The 24,105-nt window shown below is 73.5% G+C and carries 22 protein-coding genes and 4 pseudogenes; 21 read left to right on the plus strand and 5 right to left on the minus strand.

Annotated features, from left to right (window positions below; translation table 11 throughout):
• Positions 1–24 precede the first annotated feature (24 nt).
• The 8 genes and pseudogenes from GA0070604_RS06490 (at position 25) to GA0070604_RS06525 (ending at position 9,283) form a co-directional block, all read left to right on the plus strand.
• Entirely contained in the window at positions 25–363 is a 339-nt protein-coding gene (locus tag GA0070604_RS06490; protein WP_067307311.1) for a P-II family nitrogen regulator, read from the plus strand.
• 14 nt (positions 364–377) lie between these two features.
• Positions 378–2,743, plus strand: a pseudogene (locus GA0070604_RS06495) ([protein-PII] uridylyltransferase).
• Positions 2,744–2,880: 137 nt separating this feature from the next.
• A complete protein-coding gene (locus GA0070604_RS06500; RefSeq protein ID WP_091115738.1) occupies positions 2,881–3,783 on the plus strand; it encodes an ABC transporter ATP-binding protein in 903 nt (300 codons plus the stop codon).
• Positions 3,773–4,594 carry an ABC transporter permease gene (locus GA0070604_RS06505; protein WP_091115741.1) on the plus strand — a complete coding sequence of 274 codons (822 nt, stop codon included), beginning with the start codon at positions 3,773–3,775 and terminating at the stop codon, positions 4,592–4,594. The genes GA0070604_RS06500 and GA0070604_RS06505 overlap by 11 nt, the downstream gene beginning before the upstream one ends.
• A 41-nt stretch (positions 4,595–4,635) precedes the next feature.
• Positions 4,636–5,763 carry a sensor histidine kinase gene (locus GA0070604_RS06510; protein WP_091115745.1) on the plus strand — a complete coding sequence of 376 codons (1,128 nt, stop codon included), beginning with the start codon at positions 4,636–4,638 and terminating at the stop codon, positions 5,761–5,763.
• Positions 5,760–6,416: a response regulator transcription factor gene (locus GA0070604_RS06515; RefSeq protein WP_091115748.1), complete on the plus strand. Its 657-nt coding sequence runs from the start codon at positions 5,760–5,762 to the stop codon at positions 6,414–6,416. Before GA0070604_RS06510 ends, GA0070604_RS06515 begins: the two co-directional genes overlap by 4 nt.
• A gap of 124 nt (positions 6,417–6,540) precedes the next feature.
• Positions 6,541–8,100 (plus strand): signal recognition particle protein, encoded by a 1,560-nt coding sequence (ffh, locus tag GA0070604_RS06520; RefSeq protein WP_091115751.1) that lies wholly within the window; start codon positions 6,541–6,543, stop codon positions 8,098–8,100.
• A gap of 103 nt (positions 8,101–8,203) precedes the next feature.
• Positions 8,204–9,283 (plus strand): amidohydrolase family protein, encoded by a 1,080-nt coding sequence (locus GA0070604_RS06525; protein WP_091115754.1) that lies wholly within the window; start codon positions 8,204–8,206, stop codon positions 9,281–9,283.
• 19 nt (positions 9,284–9,302) lie between these two features.
• On the opposite strand, the gene GA0070604_RS06530 is transcribed toward GA0070604_RS06525, so the two are convergent.
• The gene (locus tag GA0070604_RS06530; protein WP_091115758.1) at positions 9,303–9,866 is read right to left on the minus strand and encodes a hypothetical protein; all 564 of its coding nucleotides are present in this window, start codon (positions 9,864–9,866) and stop codon (positions 9,303–9,305) included.
• A 118-nt stretch (positions 9,867–9,984) separates the two neighbouring features.
• Here GA0070604_RS06530 and proS point away from each other — a divergent pair, with 118 nt between their 5' ends.
• From proS to GA0070604_RS06590, 12 genes and pseudogenes are all read left to right on the plus strand, one after another.
• Positions 9,985–11,400, plus strand: coding sequence for a proline--tRNA ligase (gene proS / locus GA0070604_RS06535; RefSeq protein WP_091115761.1), 1,416 nt, complete (start codon positions 9,985–9,987; stop codon positions 11,398–11,400).
• Between the two features lie 72 nt (positions 11,401–11,472).
• Positions 11,473–12,120 carry a ribonuclease FAU-1 family protein gene (locus GA0070604_RS06540; protein WP_091115764.1) on the plus strand — a complete coding sequence of 216 codons (648 nt, stop codon included), beginning with the start codon at positions 11,473–11,475 and terminating at the stop codon, positions 12,118–12,120.
• 242 nt (positions 12,121–12,362) lie between these two features.
• The gene (gene rpsP / locus GA0070604_RS06545; protein ID WP_091115769.1) at positions 12,363–12,809 is read left to right on the plus strand and encodes a 30S ribosomal protein S16; all 447 of its coding nucleotides are present in this window, start codon (positions 12,363–12,365) and stop codon (positions 12,807–12,809) included.
• Complete coding sequence (locus GA0070604_RS06550; RefSeq protein ID WP_187399607.1) at positions 12,784–13,044, plus strand: RNA-binding protein; 261 nt, start codon at positions 12,784–12,786, stop codon at positions 13,042–13,044. Before rpsP ends, GA0070604_RS06550 begins: the two co-directional genes overlap by 26 nt.
• Positions 13,044–13,586 (plus strand): ribosome maturation factor RimM, encoded by a 543-nt coding sequence (rimM, locus tag GA0070604_RS06555; protein ID WP_091115778.1) that lies wholly within the window; start codon positions 13,044–13,046, stop codon positions 13,584–13,586. The genes GA0070604_RS06550 and rimM overlap by 1 nt, the downstream gene beginning before the upstream one ends.
• Positions 13,587–13,602: 16 nt before the next feature.
• Positions 13,603–14,381 (plus strand): annotated as a pseudogene (gene trmD, locus GA0070604_RS06560) (tRNA (guanosine(37)-N1)-methyltransferase TrmD).
• A 143-nt stretch (positions 14,382–14,524) separates the two neighbouring features.
• Entirely contained in the window at positions 14,525–14,884 is a 360-nt protein-coding gene (rplS, locus tag GA0070604_RS06565) for a 50S ribosomal protein L19 (protein WP_091115781.1), read from the plus strand.
• 189 nt (positions 14,885–15,073) lie between these two features.
• Positions 15,074–15,948: pseudogene (gene lepB / locus GA0070604_RS06570) on the plus strand (signal peptidase I).
• Positions 15,949–15,957: 9 nt separating this feature from the next.
• Positions 15,958–16,590, plus strand: a complete 633-nt coding sequence (gene lepB / locus GA0070604_RS06575; RefSeq protein WP_091115788.1) for a signal peptidase I — start codon at positions 15,958–15,960, stop codon at positions 16,588–16,590.
• 48 nt (positions 16,591–16,638) lie between these two features.
• Positions 16,639–17,106 carry an NUDIX hydrolase gene (locus tag GA0070604_RS06580; protein ID WP_091115791.1) on the plus strand — a complete coding sequence of 156 codons (468 nt, stop codon included), beginning with the start codon at positions 16,639–16,641 and terminating at the stop codon, positions 17,104–17,106.
• Positions 17,100–17,936, plus strand: coding sequence for a ribonuclease HII (locus GA0070604_RS06585; protein ID WP_091115795.1), 837 nt, complete (start codon positions 17,100–17,102; stop codon positions 17,934–17,936). The genes GA0070604_RS06580 and GA0070604_RS06585 overlap by 7 nt, the downstream gene beginning before the upstream one ends.
• Positions 17,933–18,256 (plus strand): DUF2469 domain-containing protein, encoded by a 324-nt coding sequence (locus tag GA0070604_RS06590; protein ID WP_007075222.1) that lies wholly within the window; start codon positions 17,933–17,935, stop codon positions 18,254–18,256. Before GA0070604_RS06585 ends, GA0070604_RS06590 begins: the two co-directional genes overlap by 4 nt.
• Positions 18,257–18,606: 350 nt before the next feature.
• On the opposite strand, the gene GA0070604_RS06595 is transcribed toward GA0070604_RS06590, so the two are convergent.
• Entirely contained in the window at positions 18,607–19,257 is a 651-nt protein-coding gene (locus GA0070604_RS06595) for a class I SAM-dependent methyltransferase (RefSeq protein WP_091115798.1), read from the minus strand.
• Positions 19,258–19,557: 300 nt separating this feature from the next.
• Between GA0070604_RS06595 and GA0070604_RS06600 the strand changes: the two are divergent.
• A pseudogene (locus GA0070604_RS06600) lies at positions 19,558–20,187 on the plus strand (M23 family metallopeptidase); the annotation flags it as partial.
• A 20-nt stretch (positions 20,188–20,207) separates the two neighbouring features.
• On the opposite strand, the gene GA0070604_RS06605 reads toward GA0070604_RS06600, so the two are convergent.
• The 3 genes from GA0070604_RS06605 to GA0070604_RS06615 all read right to left on the minus strand — a co-directional run bounded on the left by GA0070604_RS06605 (position 20,208) and on the right by GA0070604_RS06615 (position 24,006).
• Positions 20,208–21,389 (minus strand): aminotransferase class V-fold PLP-dependent enzyme, encoded by a 1,182-nt coding sequence (locus GA0070604_RS06605; RefSeq protein ID WP_091115802.1) that lies wholly within the window; start codon positions 21,387–21,389, stop codon positions 20,208–20,210.
• A gap of 188 nt (positions 21,390–21,577) precedes the next feature.
• A complete protein-coding gene (locus GA0070604_RS06610) occupies positions 21,578–22,525 on the minus strand; it encodes a tyrosine-type recombinase/integrase (protein WP_091126941.1) in 948 nt (315 codons plus the stop codon).
• Positions 22,526–22,785: 260 nt separating this feature from the next.
• On the minus strand, positions 22,786–24,006 hold the full coding sequence (locus GA0070604_RS06615) for a DNA-processing protein DprA (protein ID WP_091115805.1): 1,221 nt from the start codon (positions 24,004–24,006) through the stop codon (positions 22,786–22,788).
• Positions 24,007–24,105 lie beyond the last annotated feature (99 nt).

The raw sequence follows: 24,105 nt of genomic DNA on the forward strand, positions 1-24,105 counted from the left end.
GTTCCTGGGATGGAGGGGATGGACATGAAGCTGGTGACCGCGGTCATCAAGCCGTACCAGCTGGACGCGGTGAAGGAGGCGCTGCACGCCCTCGGCGTGGCCGGCCTGACCGTCAGCGAGGTCCAGGGCTACGGCCGGCAGAAGGGGCACACCGAGGTCTACCGGGGCGCCGAGTACACGGTCGAGTTCCTGCCCAAGATCAGGGTCGAGGTGCTCACCGACGAGATGGACGTGGACAAGGTCGTCGACGCCATCGTGGCCGCCGCGCGGACCGGCAAGATCGGCGACGGCAAGGTCTGGGTGACCGGCGTCGAGGAGGTCGTCCGGGTCCGCACCGGCGAACGCGGCCTGGACGCGCTGTAGGAGGCACAACCTCGATGACCTCGTTGACCAAGGGGAACGCGTCCGGACATCCGGGCAACGGCGCCGCGAACCTCTTGATCAACGGGGTCGTCGGCGTACCCGGCGGGGTGGGGGCGGAGGCGCGGGGGGCGCGGGCGGACGCGATCGGCGGGTGGTTGGAGTCCTTCTTTCCCGATCGGGAGGGGGTTGCGCTGGTCGCGGTCGGGGGTTGGGGCGGCGGGAATGCGCGCCGTACGGGGATCTCGACCTGGTGCTGCTGCACGCCGGGCTGCCCGGCATCGAGGAGTTGGCCGCTTCGCTCTGGTACCCGGTCTGGGACGCCGGTCTGCGGCTCGACCACTCGGTCCGCACCGTCGCCGAGGCGCTCTCCGTCGCCCAGGACGACGTGAAGGTCGCCCTCGGCCTGCTCGACGCCCGCTACCTCGCCGGTGACCGGGCGCTCGCCGACCAGCTCATCGGTACCGCGACCGACCACTGGCGGCGCACCGCCGTCCGGCGGCTGCCGCGGCTGCGCGAGATCACCACCGCGCGCTGGGCCACCCACGGCGAGCTGGCCTTCCTGCTCGAAGGCGACCTGAAGGAGGCCGCCGGCGGGCTGCGGGACGTGGGCATCCTGCGCGCCATCGCCACCGCCGGCGTCACCGATGCGCTACGCCCGGCCGTCCTCGCCGCCCACCGGCGGCTGCTCGACACCCGCGACGCGCTGCACCAGCAGGTCGGCCGCCGCGTCGACCGGCTCGTCGCCCAGGAACGCGACGGCGTCGCCAAGCTGCTCGGGCTCCGGCAACTCCAGCCCGGCGCGTCTGGCGCCGCGCCCCGACCCGGTGCCGCCATGGACGACGGGGACGCGCTGCTGCGCCGGGTCGCCGGGGACGCCCGTACCGTCAGCCACGCCCTCGACGACGCCTGGCGGGCCGCCGACCGGCTCCGCTCCGGCCGCCGCCGGGGCGGCGACGGGCGGTCCGTACGCCGCCCGGTCGCCCGGGACGTCGTCGAACACGACGGCGAGCTGGTGCTCGCCCGCACCGCCATCGGCGCCCGGCCCGACCCCAGCCTGTCGCTGCGGGTCGCTGCGGCGGCGGCCGTCACCCGGCTCCCGATCGCCCGGGCCACCTGCGAGTGGCTGGCCGCGTACTGCCCGCCGCTGCCCGCGCCGTGGCCGCCGGCCGCCCTGGCCGCGCTGATCACCCTCCTCGGGGCCGGCCCCGGTCTGGTGCCCGCCTGGGAGACCTGCGACCGGTACGGCCTGGTCGACCGCTGGCTGCCCGAGTGGACCCGGCTGCGCAGCCTGCCCCAGCACAACCCCGTGCACCGGTTCACCCTCGACCGGCACCTGGTGCAGACGGCGTACGAGGCGAGCCGGCACACCCGCGACGTGGACCGCCCCGACCTGCTGCTGCTCGGCGCGCTCCTGCACGACATCGGCAAGGGGCTGGCCGCCGACGGTGCCGCCGGGCGGGCCGACACCCGTGCGGACCACAGCGCGCTCGGCGCGCCGCTGGCCGAGGCGGTGGCCACCCGGATCGGGCTGCCCGAGGCCGAGGCGGCGCTGATCGGCACGCTGGTCCGGCTGCACCTGCTGCTGCCCGAGGTGGCGACGCGGCGCGACCTGTCCGACCCGAAGACCGTCGCCGGTGTCGCCGCACAGGTGGGCGACACCACCACCCTGGACCTGCTGTACGCCCTGGTCCGGGCCGACGCCGCCGCCACCGGGCCGGCCGCCTGGTCGGACTGGAAGGGGCGGCTCGTCGCCGAGCTGGTCGCCCGGGTGCGTACCGCCCTGGACACCGGCGTGGTGCCGTCGCCGCCCGCCCCGGACCCGGCGCTGGTCGCGGGGCCGCTGCCGGTCGTACACCTCGGGGAGGACCGGGTGTCGGTGGCCGCGGCGGACCGGCGGGGCCTGCTCGCCACGGTGGCCGGCTGCCTGGCCCTGCACCGGCTGGAGGTGATCTCCGCGGACGCCGCCACGGTCGACGGCCGGGCCCTGGTCGAGTGCCGGGTCCAGCCGCGCTACGGCCTGGCGCCCGACCCCGTCGCGCTCACCGCCGACCTGCGCCGCGCGGTCGGCGGCGACGTCTCGGTCATCCAGCGGCTGCGCGGCCGGGCCCTCGCCGCCCGTGGCCAGGGCACCGCCGCGCCGCGGGTGGTCTGGCACCGCGACGCGGCCACCGACGCGGTGCTGCTGGAACTGCGCGCCGCCGACGCGGCCGGGCTGCTCTACCGGGTGACGTGCGCCCTCGACGAGGCCGGCGTCCAGGTGCGGGCGGCCCGCATCGCCACCCTCGGCGGCGACGTGGTGGACGCGTTCTACCTGGTCGGCGGCTGGCCCCCCACCGCCACCCGCCACCGCATCGAGTCCGCTCTCCTCGCTGCGGTGTAAGGAAGGGCCCCCTGTTAACGCCTCCGGTAGAGAAGGGTCCCCCTCTCACCGATGGCCCGGGGATACGTTGCGGAGCGTAGGCGAAGGGCCGCTTGTGGGGGGATGGTGAGCGAGGCGGCAGGCGGCACGCTCGGGGCATGAACCTGCCAGTGCACACCGAAGGGCTCACCAAACGGTACGGCGGCCTGACCGCCGTGCGGGACCTCGACCTGACCGTCCATCCCGGCGAGGTGTACGGCTTCCTCGGCCCGAACGGGGCCGGCAAGACCACCACGCTGCGGATGCTGCTCGGGCTGGTCCGCCCCACCGCCGGCACGGTACGGCTGCTCGGCCGACCACCCGGCGCCGGCCGGCTCACCGGGGTCGGGGCGCTGATCGAGGGCCCGGCCTTCTACCCGTACCTGTCGGGGCGGGAGAACCTGCGGGTGCTCGCCCGCTACGCCGGGGTCGGCGCGGACCGGGTCGCGTTGGTGCTCGACCTGGTCGACCTGACCGACCGGGCCGGCGACCGGTACGCCGGTTACTCGTTGGGCATGAAACAGCGGCTCGGCGTGGCCGCCGCCCTGCTCAAGGACCCGCGCCTGCTGATCCTCGACGAGCCGACCAACGGCCTCGACCCGGCCGGCATGGCGGACATGCGCACGCTGATCCGGCGGCTCGGCGCGTCCGGGTGCACGGTGCTGGTCTCCAGCCACCTGCTCGGCGAGGTCGAGCAGGTCTGCGACCGGGTCGGGGTGATCTCCCGGGGGCGGCTGATCGCCGAGGGCAGCGTCGCCGACCTGCGCGGCGCGGCCGTGCTGCGGGTGCTCGCCGACCCGCTTGACCGGGCGGCGACGCGGGCCCGGGAGCTGGTCGGCGCCGAACGGGTACGGGTGGTCGACGGCGGGCTGGAGCTCTCGGTCGAGCCGGACCGGGCCGCCTGGCTCAACGCCGAGCTGGTCGGCGACGGGGTGGCGGTGCGGGAACTGCGTACCCGGGAGCGGGATCTGGAACAGGTCTTCTTCGACCTCATCGAGAAGGGAACGGCCGATGTCGCGTAGCTTCCGGGCCGAGGCGGTCAAGCTGCTCCGCCGGCCGGCGTCGTGGTTGCTGCTGGCCATCACGCTGGTGCTCGCCCTGATCTTCACCTACGTCTTCCCGTACGCCAGCATCGCCGGTGGGACGACCGGCCCGAACACCGACCGGACCCTGCCGATGCTGCTGCCCGACCGGCTGGTCGGGAACTCGCTCGGCGGCCTGCCGGTCTTCCTGGGCGCGATCGTGTTGATCCTCGGTGTGCTCACCGTCGGCGGCGAGTACGCCTGGGGCACCTGGAAGACCGTGCTCGCCCAGGGACCGACCAGGCTGGAGGTGTACGCGGGCAAGCTGCTCGTCCTGGCCGCCGCCACCCTCGCCGTGGTGCTCTCGATCTTCGCCCTCGGCGCGGTGGCGAGTGTGCTGATCGCGGTCGCCGAGTCGCAGCCGGTCCACTGGCCGTCGGCCGGCGACCTGCTCACCGGGATCGGCGCGGGGTGGCTCGTCGCGACGATGTGGGCCATGCTCGGTGCCGTGCTCGCCGTCGCGCTGCGGGCGGTGGCGCTGCCGGTCGGGTTGGGGCTGGTGTGGCTGCTCGCGGTGCAGAACCTGCTCGCCGCGCTCGCCGCGCCGCTACTCGACTGGGTGGCCCAGCTCCAGAAGGGGCTGCCCGGCCCGAACGCCGGGTCGCTGGTGGCGGCGCTCGGTGCCACCGCGGACACGCCCGGGGTGGCGGCGACGGTCGGCGGCGGGCAGGCTGCGGTGGTGGTGGCGGCCTATCTCGTCGCGTTCGCGGCGGTCGGCGGGGCGCTGCTGCGTCGACGGGACATCGGCTGAGGCCGGCGGGACATCGGCTGAGGCCGGCGGGGAGGGACGGCGTGGACCGGAACCGGAGCGGCTGGGGCGACCGGGTCTTCGACGCCCTGGTCGCCCTGGTCCTGGTCGTCTTCGGCCTGTTCGGCACCGGGCCGGCCGGCCTCAACCAGGGGCTGAGTACCGGCCGGGCGACGTATCCGCTGGTCGTGGTGGCCGCGCTCGCCCTGGCCGTCCGGCGACGGTGGCCGCTGGCCACCCTGGCCGTGGTCACCGGGGCGACCACGCCGTACCTGGTGCTCGGCTACCCGTACGGGCCGATCCTGATCTCGTTCTTCGTCGCGGTGTACACGGTCGCCGCGTACCGGCCGTTGCGGACCGCGGCGTTGGCCGGCGCGGCCGCGATGCTGGCACTGCTCGTGCACGTCTTCGTCGGGGCGCGCCCGACCGGACTGGACGGCCTGATGGGGGCCGCCGCCTGGTTGGTGGTGCCGTTCGCGGTCGGGACCACCGTCCGCCTGGGCCGGGAGAGCGCGGCCCGGAACCGGGTGGACGAGGCCCGCCGGCTGGCCGACGCCGAGCGGCTGCGGGTCGCCCGGGAGGTGCACGACGTGGTCGGGCATGGGCTCGCCGCCATCCACATGCAGGCGGAGATCGCCCTGCACCTGCTCGGCAAGCGGCCGGAGCAGGCCGAGGCGGCGTTGACCGCGATCAGCCGGACCAGCAAGGAGGCATTGGACGAGCTGCGGGTGACGCTCACCGTGGTACGGCGGGACGAGGCGGCCGACGAGCGGTCCCCCGCCCCCGGGCTGGACCAGCTGCCGCAGCTGCGCGATCGACTGGCCGGGGCCGGGGTGCCGGTGACCGTCGAGGTCGACGGGGAGCCGCGCCCGCTCCCGGTCGCCGTGGACCTGGCCGCCTACCGGGTCGTGCAGGAGTCGCTCACCAATGTGCTGCGCCACGCCGGTCCGGCCACCGCCACCGTCCGGCTGCGGTACGCGCCCGACGAGGTCACCATCGAGGTCACCGATACCGGGCGCGGCCCGGTCGCCGGGCCGGAGTGGTCCGGCGGGTACGGCCTGGCCGGCATGCGGGAGCGGGTGACCGTGCTGGGCGGGTCGTTCGCCGCCGGCCCCGGCCCCGGCGGCGGTTTCCGGGTGTACGTCACGCTGCCGGCGGAGGAGGTCGCATGATCCGGGTGTTGCTCGCCGACGACCAGGACCTGGTCCGGATCGGGCTGCGTGCCCTGGTGGAGAGCGAGGACGACCTGACGGTGGTGGGCGAGGCGGCCGACGGGCTCGGCGCGGTCGAGCTGGCCCGGCGGGAGCGCCCCGACGTGGTGCTGATGGACGTCCGGATGCCGGGCGTCGACGGCATCGAGGCGACCCGGCGGATCGTGGCCGATCCCGGGCTGGCCGGCACCCGGGTGGTCGTGCTGACCACCTTCGAGCTGGACGAGTACGTCTTCGACGCGCTCCGGCACGGGGCCAGCGGCTTTCTCACCAAGGACACCCGTCCGGTCGAGCTGCTGCGGGCGATCCGGCTGGTCGCCGAGGGGGAGGCGCTGTTGTCGCCGTCGGTGACCCGGCGGGTGGTTCGGGAGTTCGCCACCCGGCCGGCCCGGGTGCCCCGGCCGCACCCGCGGCTCGACACCCTCACCGACCGGGAGCGGGAGGTGGTGGGGCTGGTCGGCGAGGGGCTGAGCAACGCCGAGATCGCCGAGCGGTTGGTGGTCAGCCCGGCCACCGCGCGTACCCACGTCAGCCGGGCCATGGTCAAGCTGGCCGCCCGGGACCGGGCCCAGCTGGTGGTCTTCGCGTACCAGTCGGGGCTGGTGGCCTCGTGATCTCCTGACGGCGGTCCGGCCGGCGGGAAGCAGTGGGCGGGTGGGACCGTTACCCTTGCGGGTAGCCGGCCTTGTGCGCGCCGGCCGACTTGTGCCCGCCGAAAACGACAAACGGGATGTTCGCGTGTTTGACACCTTGAGTGACCGCCTGTCCGGGATCTTCACCAAGCTCCGCGGCAAGGGCCGGCTCACCGACGCCGACATCGACGCCACCGCGCGCGAGATCCGGATGGCGTTGCTGGAGGCCGACGTCGCCCTGCCGGTGGTCAAGGGCTTCATCGCGAGCGTCAAGGAGCGGGCCCGTAGCGCCGAGGTCTCCCAGGCGCTGAACCCGGCGCAGCAGATCATCAAGATCGTCAACGAGGAGCTGGTCGCGGTTCTCGGCGGCGAGGGGCGGCGGCTCCAGTTCGCCAAGCACCCGCCGACCGTGATCATGCTGGCCGGTCTCCAGGGTTCCGGTAAGACCACCCTCGCCGGCAAGCTGGCCCGTTGGCTCAAGGCCCAGGGCCACCAGCCGCTGCTGGTCGCCGCCGACCTCCAGCGTCCCAACGCGGTCGGGCAGCTCCAGGTGCTCGGCGGCCGGGCCGGCGTCGAGGTGTACGCCCCGGAGCCCGGCAACGGCGTCGGCGACCCGGTCCAGGTGGCCCGCGACTCGATCGAGCACGCCAGGCGGGCGGCTCGGGACATCGTGATCGTCGACACCGCCGGCCGGCTCGGTATCGACGCCGAGATGATGCAGCAGGCGGCCAACATCCGCGACGCGGTCCAGCCCGACGAGGTCATCTTCGTCATCGACGCGATGGTCGGTCAGGACGCGGTACGCACCGCCGAGGCGTTCCGCGACGGCGTGGGCATCACCGGTGTGGTCCTCTCCAAGCTCGACGGCGACGCCCGCGGTGGTGCCGCGCTGTCGGTCCGGGAGGTCACCGGGCAGCCGATCCTCTTCGCCTCCACCGGCGAGAAGCTGGAGGACTTCGACGTCTTCCACCCCGACCGGATGGCCAGCCGGATCCTCGGCATGGGCGACGTCCTCACCCTGATCGAGCAGGCCGAGGCGGCCTTCGACGCCGATCAGAAGGAGAAGATGACCGCCAAGCTGGTGGGCGGTGAGACCTTCACGCTGGAGGACTTCCTCGACCAGCTCATCGCGGTGCGCCGGATGGGCCCGATCGCCAACGTGCTGGCCATGATGCCCGGCATGGGGCAGATGAAGGACCAGCTCGCCGAGCTGGACGACAAGCACTTCGACCGGGTCACCGCGATCATCCGGTCGATGACCCCGGCCGAGCGGGTCAACCCGAAGATCATCAACGGTTCCCGGCGGGCCCGCATCGCCAACGGCTCCGGCGTCACCGTGATGGACGTCAACCAGCTGCTCAACCGCTTCGCCGACGCGCAGAAGATGATGAAGCAGATGGGCGGCATGATGGGCCTGCCCGGCGCGGGTCGGCGCAAGGCGACCAAGTCCCCGAAGAACAAGCGCAAGGGCACCAAGGGTGGCGGCCGGCCGCGTACCGGGGCGGGGCTGCCGGGCGGTGGGGGCTTCCCCGGTGGCATGCCGCAGCTCCCGCCGGGCCTGGACCCGGGCGACCTGGCCGGCGCCCAGGGCCTGCCGCCGGGCTTCAAGCTCCCGAAGATCGACTTCAACAAGCTCGGCAAGGGTGGTGACAAGCACCCCCGCTGACGTGTCGGTGGCGGCGGGCGGTCTCATCGACCTGCCCGCCCGCACCGCCCGGCGGAATGACCTGCTCGCCGCTGACGAGGAGTAATCGGGTAGGACTGTGCGCATGGCTCTGCATGTGCGCGGTGTGCTCCTGCCGGACGACGAGGTCCGGGACCTGTGGCTGGTCGGCGACCGGGTCACCTTCGAACCGGTGCCCGGCGCGGAGACCGTCGCCGAGGGCGGCTTCGTCCTCCCCGGCCTGACCGACGCCCACTGCCACATCGGCATCGCCCGGGGCGGCGCCCCGATCACCACCCTCGACCAGGCCCGCGAGCTGGCCCGGGTCGACCGGGACGCCGGGGTGCTCGCCATCCGGGACGCCGGCTCGCCGTACCCGTACCCGGAGCTCGACGACGACCCGGAGCTGCCGCGACTGGCCCGCGCCGGCCGGCACGTCGCGCCGCCGAAGCGCTACCTGCGCGACATCGGGGTGGAGGTCGGCGCGGCCGAGGTGGCCGCGACGGTGACCGAGCAGGCCGCCGCCGGCAACGGCTGGGTCAAGCTGGTCGGTGACTGGATCGACCGTGGCGTGGGCGACCTCGCCCCGGCCTGGGACGCGGACACCATGACCGCCGCCGTCGCCGCCGCGCACGCCGCCGGGGTACGCGCCGCCGTGCACACCTTCAGCGAGTCCGCCGTGGAGATCATGGTGCGGGCCGGGGTGGACTCGGTGGAGCACGGCACCGGCCTCAGCGTCGACCTGATCGACCTGATGGCCCGGCAGGGCACCGCGCTGGTCCCCACGATGATCAACATTCAGACCTTCGGGCACATCGCCGAACAGGCCCGCCCCAAGTTCCCCGGGTACGCCGACCACATGCTCGCGCTGCGGGACCGCTTCCCCGACGTGGTCCGGGCCGCGCACGAGGCGGGCGTGCCGATCTACGTCGGTACCGACGCCGGTGGGGGCATCGACCACGGGCTGGCCGCCGAGGAGATGCTGCTGCTGCACGAGCGCGCCGGCATGTCCGCCGAGGACGTCCTCGCCGCCGCCTCCTGGCGGGCCCGGGAGTGGCTCGGCTTCCCCGGCCTGGTCGAGGGCGGCCTCGCCGACCTGGTCGTCTACCCCGAGGACCCGCGCCGCGACCTCCGGGTGGTCCGCACCCCGTTCCGCATCGTCCTGCGCGGTCGCGTCATTCGCTGACCGCAGCCGCCGGGGCGGCTCAGCTCACGACCAGCAGGTACTTCGCCCGTACCGAGAACTCGCCGCCGTCGGTGCCGCCGAAGGTCAGCTCGTGCTCGCCGGGAGCCGGCGGCGGCAGGCTCGCCCAGAGCCCCCAGCAGGTGACCGGGTACGGGCGGGACCGGCCGGTGACGGCGTTGCGGAAGGCACCCCGTACCTCGAAGGGGGTCGCCGTGCCGATGGTGGCGAGCGGCACCCGCTCGTCGTCGATCTTGGCGTGCCCGGTCGCCCCGTCGACCACCGGCACCTCGCCCGGGGCGGAGCCGACCTGCCACATGTTGAACGCGGGGAAGAAGAGCGGCCGTCCGGCGGGAATCACGCAGCGCCGTCGCACCGTGCCGCCGTAGGTGCCGGCCAGGAACCAGACGTCGTCGGGCTGGTGGTGCCCACCGTCCTCGCCGGTCGTGTCGTGGATCGGGTCCGTCATCGGCCCGTGCGCCGCCAGCCACCGCACCCAGCGCGCGACGAGCCCCTCGGGGGAGGACGGCGGGTAGGGCGGCGGGGCAGCCTCGGCCCGGCCGAACAGGGAGCGCAGCGGTGGCATGGGCGCAGATGCTAGTGCCCTGGTCAGCCGCCCCACCCGGCCGGGATCCCGCCACCGGTGGCCGGTGCGGGCGCGCCCGATCGCGGCGTCCGCCGGGCGGCGCATAGGATGTGCCCTCATGGCACGCGTGCTCACTCCCCGTGCGGAGGACTTCCCCCGCTGGTACCAGGACCTGATCGCCAAGGCGAAGCTGGCCGACAACGGCCCGGTGCGGGGCACCATGGTCATTCGACCGGCCGGTTACGCCATCTGGGAGCGGATGCAGGCCGAGATGGACGCCCGGATCAAGGCGGCCGGGGCGGAGAACGCGTATTTCCCGCTCTTCATTCCGGAGAGCTACCTCAAGCGCGAGGCCGAGCACGTCGAGGGCTTCTCGCCGGAGCTGGCCGTGGTCACCCACGGCGGTGGCAAGCAGCTCGCCGAGCCGGTGGTGGTCCGCCCCACCAGCGAGACGGTGATCGGCGAGTTCATGGCCAAGTGGATCGACTCGTACCGGGACCTGCCGCTGCTGCTCAACCAGTGGGCGAACGTGGTCCGGTGGGAGCTGCGCCCCCGGGTCTTCCTGCGTACCAGCGAGTTCCTCTGGCAGGAGGGGCACACCGCGCACGCGACTCGTTCCGACGCCCGGGCCTACGCCCGCAAGATCCTGCACGAGGCGTACGAGGACCTGATGGTCAACGTGCTCGGCATCCCGGTGGTGGTCGGCCTGAAGACCGCCCGCGAGCGGTTCGCCGGCGCCACCGCCACCTACACCTGCGAAGGCATGATGGGCGACGGCAAGGCGCTCCAGCTGGGCACCAGCCACGAGCTGGGCCAGAACTTCGCCAAGGCGTTCGACATCAGCTTCTCCTCGGCCGAGGGTGGCCGGGAGCACGCCTGGACCACCTCCTGGGGCACCTCGACCCGGATGCTCGGCGGCCTGATCATGTGCCACGGCGACGACAACGGCCTGCGGGTGCCGCCGCGGCTGGCGCCGGTCCAGGCGTACGTGATGATCGTCAAGGACGGCGAGGGCCCTGGCGGCCCTGCCGAGGCGGCGCGAAAGCTTTACGACGCGCTGCGCGACGCCGGGGTCCGGGTCGCGCTGGACGACCGCACCGACACCGCGTTCGGCCGCCGGGCCGTCGACGCCGAGCTGCGCGGCTACCCGGTCCGCGTCGAGGTCGGCCCCCGTGACCTGGCCGCCGGCAACGCGGTGGTGGTCCGGCGTACGGACGGCTCGAAGGCCGCGACGCCGGTGGCCGACGTGGTCGGCGCGGTCCTGGCCGCGCTGGAGGCCGACCAGCAGGCGCTGCACGACCAGGCCCTGGCGTTTCGGCAGTCCCACACCGTCGAGGTCGCCAGCCTGGCCGAGGCGATCGAGGCGGCGGCCACCGGCTGGGCCAAGGTGCCGTGGTCGGCGGTCGGTGTCGAGGGCGAGGCCGAGGCGAACGCCCAGGGCGTCACCGTTCGGTGCCTGCTGCGCGCCGACGGCTCGGTGCCCGACTCCGAGGATGAGCCCGACCTGCGCGCCATCCTCGCCCGCGCCTACTGAGGTGCAAGGAAGGGCCCCTTCTTAACGCCTCTGGTAGAGGAAGGGGCCCCTGCTAACCACTGGGGTGATGACGTGCGGTTCGAACCGGGCCAGCTGATCATGCACCGGAACGTCCGCAACGGCCGGATCGGTTGGGTGCGGCCGGCCCGGGTGGTCCTCGACGACGACCGGGGGCTGCTGCTCTGGGTCGCCCGGGACACGCCGGTGGCCCACGAGGTGACCGAGGCGGGGCTGGGCATGCGGGCCATGCCGTTCGCGGAGTGGATCACCTTCCGCTACCGGCTCGCCGAGGGCCGCTGGGCCGGGCCGCCGGTGCTCAAGTTCCTGCCCACCGGCGTGGCGCACTCGGTCTGGTGGTTCCGGGACGACCGGGGTGGGTTCCGCAACTGGTACGTCAACCTGGAGGAACCCGGCGTCCGCTGGGACGACGGCGCGGTGGCCGGGGTCGACATGGTGGACCAGGATCTCGACGTGGTCGTCCACCCGGACCTGAGCTGGGAGTGGAAGGACGAGGAGGAGTTCGTCGAACGCCTCGCCTTCCCGGAGCACTACTGGGTGGCCGACGAGCAGGCGGTCCGCGCCGAGGGGGAGCGGGTGATCCGGCTCGCCGAGGCGGGGAGGTTCCCGTTCGACGGCACCTGGTGCGACTTCGTGCCGCCCGCCGAATGGGACGTACCGGAGAAGCTTCCGCTGGGCTGGGATCGGCCGCCGGCCCGCTGAGGCGTGTCGTACGTCACCCGGAGGTTGACTCCGAGCTTTCCGGCCCGGGTCCGGTGTGAGAGATCGGGGCGGGATCTGGCAGAATGGGTCGCTGGTATCCGGCGCGCGTCCGGCGCCCTCTAACCCGGGCGCGTCGCCAGTTGACCGAGCAGTCTCCGGCCCAACCCCACTGTGCCGGTCGGCGCTCACCCGCCACACCGCCCGTACCGGGCCGGTGAGATCGCAACAGGAGCGAAACAACTGTGGCCGTAAAGATCCGGCTCCTGCGGATGGGCAAGATCCGCAACCCGCAGTACCGCATCGTCGTCGCCGACTCGCGTACCAAGCGCGACGGCCGGGCGATCGAGTTCGTCGGTGTGTACCAGCCGAAGGAAGACCCTTCGGTGATCGAGGTCAAGTCGGAGCGGGTTCAGTACTGGCTCTCCGTCGGCGCGCAGCCGAGCGAGGCGGTGCAGCGTCTGCTGGAGCTGACCGGTGACTGGCAGAAGTTCAAGGGCCTGCCGGCCCCGCCGCCGCTGAAGGTCGCGGCGGAGCGGGCCGACCGCAAGGCGGCGTACGAGGCCGAGGCGAAGGCCGCCGCCGGCCTCGCGGAGACCCCGGCCAAGCCGGCCAAGAAGGCCGCGAAGCCGGAGGCCGAGGCGCCGAAGGCCGAGGAGCAGACCGGTGTCGAGTCCGGCGAGCAGGCCTGACATGGCGCTGCGTCCCGCCCTGGAGCACCTGGTCAAGGGGATCGTCGACCACCCGGACGACGTCCGGGTGCGGATGGTCGACTCCCGTCGGGGCAAGCGGCTTGAGGTCCGTGTGCACCCGGAGGACCTCGGCACGGTGATCGGGCGGTCCGGCCGGACCGCCAAGGCGCTGCGCCAGGTGATCGGCTCCATCGGCGGGCGCGGAGTACGCGTCGACATCGTCGACTCGTACTGATGCTTCTCGTCGTCGGCAGGATCGGTAAGCCGCACGGGATCCGCGGTGAGGTCACCGTGGAGGTGCGGACCGACGAGCCCGAAGCACGGTTCGCCCCGGGCATGGTGCTGCGCACCACGCCCGGGGCGGTCACGCCCGCGGCGCCCGGGGCCTACCGGGTGCCGGCGGAGCTGACCGTCGAGTCCGCCCGGTGGCACCAGGGCCGGATGCTGGTCGCGTTCGAGGGCGTGCTGAACCGCGACGTCGCCGAGGCGCTGCGCGGCACCCTGGTCGGGGTGGACAGCGCCGACGTCGCCCCGCCGGAGGACCCGGAGGAGTTCCACGACCACCAGCTGGTCGGCCTCGCCGTGGTCACCCCGGCCGGCGAGCGGCTGGGCGAGGTGGCCCGCATCGACCACGCCCCCGCCTCCGACCTGCTGGTGCTGCGGCGCCCCGAGGGGCGTACCGCGCTGATCCCGTTCGTCAAGGCGATCGTGCCCGAGGTGGATCTCGCCGGCGGTCGCGTCGTCGTCGATCCGCCCGGTGGCCTGCTCGACCTGTAGTTGGAGTCAGCCCCTCATGCGCGTCGACATCGTGTCGATCTTTCCCGAGTACTTCGCCCCGCTGGACCTGTCGCTGATCGGCAAGGCCCGGGCGAACGGCACGCTGCGGCTGGCCGTACACGATCTGCGGACCTGGACGCACGACGTGCACCGCACGGTCGACGACACGCCGTACGGCGGCGGGCCCGGCATGGTGATGCGGCCGGAGCCGTGGGGCGAGGCCCTGGACGCCCTCGTTCCGGGCGCGGACGGCGAACCGGAACCCCGGCTGCTGGTGCCCTCCCCGGTCGGCGTCCGGTTCACCCAGGCCCTGGCGCACGAGCTGGCCGCCGAGTCGCACCTGCTCTTCGCCTGCGGCCGGTACGAGGGCATCGACCAGCGGGTGCTCGACCACGCGGCGACCCGGATGCGGGTGACCGAGGTCTCCCTCGGCGACTACGTGCTCTTCGGCGGCGAGGTGGCGGTGCTGGTGATCCTGGAGGCGGTCACCCGGCTGCTGCCCGGGGTGCTCGGCAACGCCGGCTCGCTGGACGAGGAGTCGCACGCCCACGGGCTGCTGGAGGCGCCGATGTACACCAAGCCGGCGACCTGGCGCGGGCACGAGGTGCCGGAGGTGCTCCGCTCCGGCGACCACGGGCGGATCGCCCGCTGGCGGCGCGACGAGTCGCTGCTGCGTACCGCCGCCCGCCGCCCCGACATGATCGCCGCACTGCCCCCGAGAGCCTGGACAAGCGGGACCGGGCGGCCCTGGACCGGGGTGGATTTCAGCCGCCGTCGGGGGATGTGGCAAAGTAGAGGGGTTGCCGCATCCGTCCACGCCGTGGGCGGCTGCGAGGACCCTCGACCGGGGCCGGCGTCACCGGCCACCACCCGGGGGTCAGAATCACCCATTCGCGCATCGACTGACGGTGCGCCGTGAGCCTTACGAGGACGCAGCGATGAACATCCTGGACGCCCTTGACGCCCAGTCGAAGCGCGTTGACATCCCCGACTTCCGGGCCGGTGACACCGTCAAGGTGCACGCCCGCGTCGTCGAGGGCAACCGGTCCCGGGTCCAGATCTTCCAGGGCGTCGTCATCCGCCGCCAGGGTGACGGTCTGCGCGAGACCTTCTCGGTCCGCAAGATCAGCTTCGGTGTGGGTGTGGAGCGGACCTACCCGGTGAACAGCCCGGCGATCGACCGGATCGAGGTCGTGACCCGCGGTGACGTGCGCCGCGCCAAGCTCTACTACCTGCGCGAGCTGCGCGGCAAGAAGGCCAAGATCAAGGAGCTGCGCGAGAAGCAGCCGGCGAGCTGAATTTCCGCTCGCCACGCCGCCTGAGCTGCGCGGATGCCGTATCGATCGGAGCGCATTACCCTGGTCGTACGGGCGCAGGGGAGCGGCGCGCCGCGCTCGCTCGCGGTGGCACAGCGGTCCACTACCGCCCGTGGGGTCTCTGGGGAGGCTCCCGGGCGGTAGTGTCGTTTCTGCGGACCGGAGAGTGGCATGGTGCAGATGCTTGACGAGGACGGCACCGTCGACCCATTGCGCCGGCGGTCCCGGCGCGGTCGGCGGCAACTGCCCCTCTGGCAGGAACTGCCGCTGTTGCTGGTCGTCGCGTTCTGCCTGGCGGTGCTGATCCGCACCTTTCTGTTCCAGGCGTTCTTCATCCCTTCCGGGTCGATGGAGAACACCCTCCTCATCGGCGACCGGGTGCTGGTCAACAAGGTCGTCTACGACGTCCGCGAGCCGGCCCGCGGCGAGGTGGTGGTCTTCCGGGGCACCGATCGGTGGGTGGCCCAGGAGGCGCCGGCGCCGCCGACCAACTTCCTCGGCCGGGTCGGCCGGACCCTGGGCGACCTGGTCGGGATCAGCCGCCCGGGGGAGAAGGACTTCATCAAGCGGGTCATCGGCGTCCCCGGTGACCGGATCTCCTGTTGCGACCCGGCGACCGGCCGGGTCATGGTCAACGGCGTACCGCTGGACGAGTCGGCGTACGTATGGGAGGACTCGCCGGTCGAGCTGCCGCCGAACGCGAGGGAGTGCCGCTCCCGGCAGTTCACCGAGGTGGTCGTACCGCCGGGGCAGATCTTCGTGATGGGTGATCACCGGCTGGTCTCCCAGGACGCCCGGTGCCAGGGGCCGGTGCCGATCAGCAACGTGGTCGGTCGGGCCTTCATGGTCGTGTGGCCGTCGCAACGATGGGCCACCCTGCCCGTCCCGCAGACCTTCGCCGACCTGCCACATGCGAACGCGGCGCCGGCCCGGCCGGCTCCGGTGGATTCCGACCCGGTGGGCGGTGTGGTCCTGATCATTCCGGTCACAGCCGCGCTCTCCGTTCTCGCGCGTTCAGGGCGACCGCGCCTTGCCCGGCAACGTAGGCTCCACCCGTGATCGACGAGCAGACCGAAAAGCCGCGCAGCTCCTTCTGGAAGGAGCTGCCCATCCTCCTGGGCGTGGCGATCCTGGTCGCAGTGCTGGTACGCGCCTTCGTGCTGCAGACCTTCTTCATCCCGTCGCCGTCCATGGAGAACACTCTCAAGATCGACGATCGGGTGCTGGTCAACAAGCTGGTCTACGACTTCCGCTCGCCGCACCGGGGCGAGGTGATCGTCTTCAAGGCGCCCACCTCCTGGAGCGGGAACCCGCAGGGCGAGGACTTCATCAAGCGGGTGATCGGCGTCGGCGGCGACCACGTGGTCTGCTGTGACCGCACCGGCCCGCAGGAGCGGTTGGTCATCAACGGCAAACCGATCGACGAGCCCTTCGTCTTCCCCGGCAACAAGCCGGCCGACCAGGATTTCGACATCACCGTGCCGCAGGGGCGGCTCTGGGTGATGGGCGACCACCGGGAGGCCTCCGGCGACTCCCTGGAGCATTGGCAGCAGTCCGGCGAGGACATCAACGAGGCGACCATCCCCGAGGACCGGGTGGTCGGCCGGGCCTTCACGATCTTCTGGCCGCCCAGCCGGGCGACCTGGCTCACCGTGCCGAAGCAGTTCGACGGGATCCCCAATCCCTGACCCCGGACGGCGTGGTCGTTCGTCGGACGCGTCTGGCAGGCTGGGGCGGTGACCGTCTACACCCCTCGTCGCGCGGCTCGTGTGCTGCTCGTCGACGCGTCCGACCGGGTGCTGCTCTTCGCCGGCACCGACCCGGGGCAGCCGGGGCGCGCCTACTGGTTCACCCCTGGCGGCGGCCTGCGCCCGGGGGAGAGTTCCGCCGAGGGCGCGGCCCGGGAGCTGGCCGAGGAGACCGGGCTGCGGCTGGCCCCGGTCGCGTTTGGCGTGCCCGTCTGGGCGGAGACGGTGGAATTCCCGTTCGACGGCGTCTGGTACCGCCAGGAGCAGGAGTTCTTCCTGGTACGGGTCCCGTCCTGGGAGGTCGACACGGCGGGCTTCGACGAGATCGAGCGGGCCAGCGTGTCCGGGCACCGGTGGTGGTCGGTGGCGGAGCTGGCCGCGACCGCCGAGCGCTACTACCCGTTGGATCTGCCCGAGCGGCTCACCCGGCTGCTCGCCGGAGGTGTGTCGTGCTGACGCCTCCGCGTACGGTGGTGCGCCGCGACGGTGGCCTCTACGCCCTGGAACGGGCCCTGCAACGGCGGGGCTTCCGGCATGTGGCCGGCGCCGACGAGGCCGGCCGGGGTGCCTGCGCCGGCCCGCTGGTGGCCGCCGCGGCGGTGCTGCCCGAGGGGCGGCGCGGCGAGATCGAGGGGTTGGCCGACTCCAAGCTGCTCACCCCGGCCAGCCGGGAGCGGATCTACGACGAGGTGGTGGCCCGGGCCCTGGCGTACGCGGTGGTGGTCATCCCCGCCGAGGAGGTCGACGCGCGGGGGCTGCACGTGTGCAACCTGGCCGCGATGCGCCGGGCGCTCGCATCGCTGGCCACCCGTCCGGAGTACGTGCTGACCGACGGCTTCGGCGTCGACGGGCTGGACGTGCCCGGGTTGGCGGTCTGGAAGGGAGACCGGGTGGCCGCCTGCGTGGCGGCGGCCAGCGTGCTGGCCAAGGTCACCCGGGACCGGATCATGATTGAGCTGGACGAGCGGTATCCGGGCTACGGCTTCGGCGAGCACAAGGGCTACATCACGCCGGAGCACACCGCCGCGCTGCGGGAGCTCGGGCCCTGCCGGGAGCATCGCTTCTCGTACGTGAACGTGGCGACCGTCTCCGGGCGGGACGGCCGGCCACCGCGTTCCCGGCGCCCGGCGGGCCGGGGTCCGGACGAGGCGCTGTTCGGCGGCCCGGACGAGCCGATGGAGCGCTCCGGCCCGCCAGGGGGTACCGTCGGCGTGGCGTTGGGCGAGCAGCCGCGACCTCCGGCGCCGGTGGGGGAAGATGTGGTCATGGAAGGCGGAGAGCGATGAGCGCCGAAGATCTCGAAAAGTACGAGACCGAGATGGAGCTGCAGCTCTACCGGGAGTACCGCGACATTGTCCGCCAGTTCTCCTACGTGGTGGAGACCGAGCGCCGCTTCTACCTGGCCAACCAGGTCGACCTGCACGTCCGCAACTCTGACGGCGAGGTCTACTTCGAGGTCGAGATGCACGACGCGTGGGTGTGGGACATGTACCGTCCTGCCCGGTTTGTCAAGAATGTTCGGGTGATGACGTTCAAGGACGTCAATGTGGAAGAGCTGGAAAAGCCCGACATCTCGCTTCCCGCGGATTCCGGATTCGGCGGCTGACCCGGCCGGACGTCGGGCCGGTCCGACCTGCCACCACCGCCGACGGCTGATCGCTCCGCCAGCACCACACCACCTCGACCCGCCGCACCAGGTTCTTCGGCGAAGCCACTCCGGTTCCACGGCTGCTCGACCGGCTGGTTCCGCCCCCCGGAGGCGTCCGTCGCCCGCGCACTCGGGAAAGTGACGCCCCGGCGCCGCCACGCCCACGTGCCGGGGTCGGCTCCTCAAGGTCGCAGTCGTGCCGCCGTCGAGGCCGGCTCGATGGCGGTGGCCGGCGCGTGATCCGACCGTCCATCGTGCAAGGCCCGCCTTGATCCACAGTGGCCGGCCGGGCCGCCTCCACGACCCGGTCAGGGGCGGGCGAGGCGGCGACCGCCGACGAACTCGAACATCGTCACCCCGGGCGGCAGCGGGCGCGGCGTGCCGGTGAAGCGGTGCACGCCGACCCCCACCCCGTCGGCCGGGCTGCTCACCGCCACCGGCGTGAAGCCCTCCTCGGCGAACCATTCGCAGATCGTGGGGACCAGGTCCGGCTCACGGCGGTGCCGGGTCCAGAAGACCGTGCCCCCGGTGGCGCAGAGCGCCGCGCAGTGCCCGACCGTGGCCCGGACGTCGGCGTCGACGATGTTGCCGAACACCCCGCAGACCAGGACCAGGTCCGCCGGGGCGAAATCGGCGTACCGGTCGGTGAGCGCCGCGTCGCCGACCACCACCTCCACGCCGGTGAGGCCGGCCTCGGCGGCGGCCCTGCGGGCCACCTCGGCGTTGCGTGGATCCAGCTCGACCAGGCGGGCGGTGACGTCGTCCCGCCGGGGATGGGCGGCGAGCACCGGGATCAGGTCGTGCCCCTGGCCCGCGCAGAGGCTGATCGCCCGCAGCGGGCCCGCCGGTGCCGCGTCCAACGCCTCCCGGACCCGGACCCGCACCTCGGCGAGGCGCCGCGACAGGGCAGAGCCGGGCTGTTCGTAGTCGGCGTGCCAGGCGTACCAGTCCCTCGTCACGCGGCCAGCATAGGCGGCGGTGCCCTACCAGATCGTCCCCGCGTACGGGGCCCTGTCCACAGCCGGACCGTCGTCCACAGTGCCCGACGCCGTCGCTGGCCCGAGTCCGCCGAGGACGGCAGGGTGCCGGGTGTGCGGACCTTTCTGCGACGGGCCGGCACGGCCCTTAACGCCCTGCTGCTCGTGATTCCGGCGACCGCCCCGCTCGGCGTCCCGCCTCTCGTGGTCCCGGCGATCGGCCGTGTCGTCGTCTCGCCCCTCGTGGTCCCGGCGGCCGCCCAGGTCGTCGTCTCGCCTCTCGTGGTGCCGGCGATCGGCCGGGTCGTCGTCTCGCCTCGATCCGGCGTGGCCGTCCGCTCGGCGGCTCCCGTCCATACCCCGGTGTCGTCGGCGTCGGCCCCGGGGCGGGCGGCGACTGCTGCGGAGCCGCTCCCGCTCGGCCCGCCGCCGATCGATCTGCACGAGTCGGTGACCATCTCCGGCGGCGCGAGAGCAGCCGCGGCGGCGGCCGTCGAACCCCAGCCGCGGTTCGGCTGGCCTCTGGCCGGCACGCCCCGCCCGGCACGCCGGTTCGACCCGCCGCCGCAGCCGTGGCTGCCCGGCCACCGGGGCGTCGATCTGGCCGCCACGCCGGGCGTCGAGGTCCGCGCCGCCGGCACCGGGATCGTCCTCTTCGCGGGCCTGGTGGCCGGGCGTCCGGTGATGACCATCGGGCACGCCGACGGGCTACGCACCACCTACGAACCGGTACGCCCCGGGCTGCCGGTCGGCGCCCAGGTCACGGCCGGCACCCCGATCGGCGTGCTCCTCGCCGGCCATCCGGGCTGCCTGACCGAGGCGTGCCTGCATTGGGGGCTGCGCCGGGGCGAGGAGTACCTGGACCCGCTCACCCTGCTCGGCCTCGGCGCGGTCCGGCTCCTTCCGCTCGACGTCCCGGCCGTCGATGCCGCTCAGCCCTGGGCGAGCAGCACGGGCAGGCGGACGGCCAGCCGGTCGTACTCGTCCGGGGTGTTGTAGACCTGGCCGCAGAGGCGCAGCCAGCCCCGGCCGTTCCAGGCCGCCACCGACACCTCGGCGGCGAGCCGTTCCGCGATCCGGGCCCGCAGCGCCCGCGCTGCGTCCATCGTCGTGGCGACGCCGGGCGGCAGCGGAATGAGCCGCATCGCCACCGTCGGCCCGCCGGGCTCCGGCAGGTGGGACGGCGCCACCCCGAGCGCGTCCCCGACCACCCGCTGCCCGTACGCGGCCAGTGCGGCGTTATGCGCGCGTACCCGGTCCGGCCCCAGGCTGCGCAGGGTGAACGGGCCCGCCGGGGCGGCCAACCATGACGTGTAGTCCAGCGTCGCCTGCCACTCGACCCGGGTGGGAAAGCCGCTGTCCTGTTCCCAGGACACGACGAGCGGTTGGATCCGCTCCCGCCACGGCTCGGCCACCACCAGCGCGGCGGTGCCCCGCGGCGTGTACGCCCACTTGTGCAGGTTGCCGACCCAGAAGTCGGCACCGATCGAGGCCACCGTCGTCGGCAGCATGCCCGGCGCGTGCGCCCCGTCGACCAGGACCGGGATGCCCTGCTCCCGGGCCACCCCGACGATCGCCGCCGTCGGGAAGAGCCGGGCGGTGGGCGAGGTGATCTGGTCGACGATCAGCAGCCGGGTACGTCCCGGGCGCAGGCCGGCCCGGATGATCTCGACCATCTCTTCGTCGGTGGCGTTCAGCGGCACCGACACCGTCCGGGACTCCGCCCCGGTCCGCCGGCACTCCCGAGCCACCGACAGGGCGACTGCCCCGTACCCGTGGTCGGTGGTCAGCACCTCCTCGCCGGGGCGCAGGCCGAGCGACTGGAGCACCACCGCCACGCCGGTGGTCGCGTTGCCCACCAGCGCGGTGCCGTCCGGGTCGGCCCCGAGGAACCCGGCCAGGTGTCGCCGCGTGTGGGCGATCCGGTCGACCAGGCCCTCGGCGAAGAAACGGAGCGGATTCGCCTCCATCTCGTCACGCAGGCGCTGCTGGGCCCGCTGCACACCGATCGGAACCGCGCCGAACGACCCGTGGTTGAGATGGCTGACCGACGGGTCGAGGGAGAAGAGCAGCCGAGCCCCGGGGATGGGCTCGGGCGGCTGCGGGACCGTCATTCGCTGATCGTAGCCCGCCGTGGATCATCAACTCGCGGTTCTTCCGCGCAGGAGCGGTTGCTGCCGAACCGGCGTACAAGTCGGCTGCCTGATCCACACCATGTCGCGCAGACGGCGCTATCCGGCACCCGTCGAGACCACCACATCCCGCACACGGAGCCGATCAAGGTCTAGCGTCTCACCCAGGGTCAGGCCCGCGGGTGCGCCTGGCGGTACGCCGCCCGGAGCCGCTCCACCGACACATGCGTGTAGATCTGCGTGCTGGCCAGCGAGGAGTGGCCCAGCAACTCCTGCACGGCCCGCAGATCCGCCCCGCCCTCAAGCAGATGGGTGGCCGCGGAGTGCCGCAGCCCGTGCGGGGTCGTGCGGGGCAGGCCGGTGGCCTCGGCGTAGTCGGCGACGACCCGGCGCGCCGTGGTCGGGTTGAGTCGTCCGCCCCGCGCGCCCAACAGCAGCGCCGCCCCGGAGGCGGGAGCGGCCAGGGCGGGCCTGCCTCGGCTCAGCCAGGCGTCCAGGGCGTGCTGCGCCGGCACCCCGTACGGCACGGCTCGTTCCCGCCCGCCCTTGCCCAGGACCCGGACCACCCGGCGGACGTGGTCGACGTCGGTGACGTCCAGCCCACACGCCTCGCTGATCCGTACGCCGGTGCCGTAGAGCAGTTCGAGCAGCACCCGGTCGCGTAGCAGCACCGCGTCACCGGTTCCGGCGTCGTCCCCGCCGGCGGTCGACCCGTTGATGTCCGCCGATCCGGTGCCGCCGGCCGGGTGAGGCGCGTTCATCAGGGCGGCGGCCTGGTCGGACCGCAGGACCGCGGGCAGTTCCCGGTGGGCCCGGGGACTGGACAGCGGGGCGGCCACGTCGGCGGTGAGCCGGCCCGCTCGGTACGCCCACGCGCTGAATGCGCGCGCGGAGGCGGCCCGGCGGGCCAGCGACGTGCGGGCCGAGCCCATCGTCCGCTGCTTCGCCAACCAGCTCCGCAGCACGGTCAGGTCCAGCTCCGACAGGTTCGCACAGCCCATCCGTACCGCGTGGTCGAGCAGGGAGACCAGGTCGGTCACGTACGCCCGCACGGTGTGCGCGGACCGGTTACGCACCCGGGCCAGGTGCTCGGCGAACTCGTCCACCGCCTCCCGCATCTCCACCGGCAGCGCCTCGTGGACCGCCCGCGTGCCGCGCCGTTCGGCGCTCACCGGCGTCTCCCGGATCGCCCGTCGATCGCCCGTCCGGCCGAGCCCGGCGTCCGGGCCGGGCGGCGGGGCGTGTCGGTGAACCAGGACGGCCGGGAGGCGTCGTTGGAAGGCGTCCCGCAGCCGGTGCGGACGCTGCTGTCGGCGGACACCGACCCAGCCTACGGGCCGTGCCGCCCCGGGTCGCCCGACGGCGGCACCGGCCCGCGTCATGGTCCGGCCTTCGGGGTGCCACCCTTCGCGCCTGGTGGGGCGAGTGCGTAGCCGTCGTCCCGGCGGATCACCAGGGCCAGCTCCTCCAACATGGACAGCTTGCGCATGGCGGTACGCAGATCCACCCCGGCGCGGGCCGCGACGCTGTCCAGGGCCAGCGCCTTGCGCCGGGGCAGCGCCTCCAGCACCTGGACCGTCTCGTCGTCGAGCCGGTCCCGGAGCCGTTCTGGTGCCCGGACGGGCGGGGCCAGGTCGTCGCCGATCCGCCCCACCTCCTCCAGCACGTGTGCCACGCCGGTGACCAGCCGGGCCCTGGGCTGCTCGCGCAGCAGCTCGTGCGCGCCCACCGACATCGCCGAGGTGACCGGGCCCGGCACCACCATGCCCGGTCGACCGACCCCGATCGCCCGGTTCAGGGTCTGGGTGGCACCACTGCGGGCCGCCGCCTCCACCAGCACCGTCCCGAGCGTGCCGGCCGCGATGACCCGGTTGCGAATGAGGAACCGGGGCCGCAGCGGGTCGGCGCCCGGCAGCCATTCGCTGACCAACAGGCCGGTCTCCGCTATCCGGTCGAAGAGCGCCGCGTTGCCCATCGGATACGGGCGGTCCACCCCGCAGGCCAACACGGCGACGGTGAGCCCGCCGGCGGTCAACGCGCCCCGGTGCGCGGCGGAGTCGATGCCGAAGGCGCCACCGGAGACCACCGTCCAGCCCCGGTCGGCCAGCCCGTAGCCGAGTTCGGTGGCGACGTGCGTCCCGTACGGGGTTGCGGCCCGCGCACCGACGACGGCGACGGAGCGGTCGAGCGCCTCCCCGAGTGGCCAGGCGCCACGTACCCAAAAGCAGAGCGGCGGCGCGGTCTCCAGGTCGACCCGGCGTTCGGCCCCGGGCAGCACCAGCCTGCGCAGGTGCGCGACCCGGGCCGGCCACTCGTCGTCCTCGGGGGTGACCACCCGCGCGCCGAGCCGCTCGGTGCGCGCCAGGGCCTGCTCCGCCACCGCCCTGGCGTCGCCACCGGCCGAGCGGGCGGCCACCCCGGACCGGAGCGCCCGGTCCGGAGCGCCACCGTCGAGCAGCAGGTCCAGCGTGGCGACCGGGCCGAGCTGGTCGACCAGCCGGTGCACCGACCAGGTCCCCGGCTCGGTCAGCCAGGTCAGGGCCACTCGCGCCAGCCGCCGGTCCGTCATCGCGCTGGACTTCTCGCTGCGCTCGCTCATGCCGGCACTTCGCTTCGCTTCGTGCCGTCATGAGGCACCATGGCGCTGGACCTGATGATTCGCTCGCTGCGCTCGCTCATGCCGGCACTCCGCTTCGCT

The sequence above is a fragment of the Micromonospora eburnea genome (assembly GCF_900090225.1).
GTDB lineage: Bacteria > Actinomycetota > Actinomycetes > Mycobacteriales > Micromonosporaceae > Micromonospora > Micromonospora eburnea.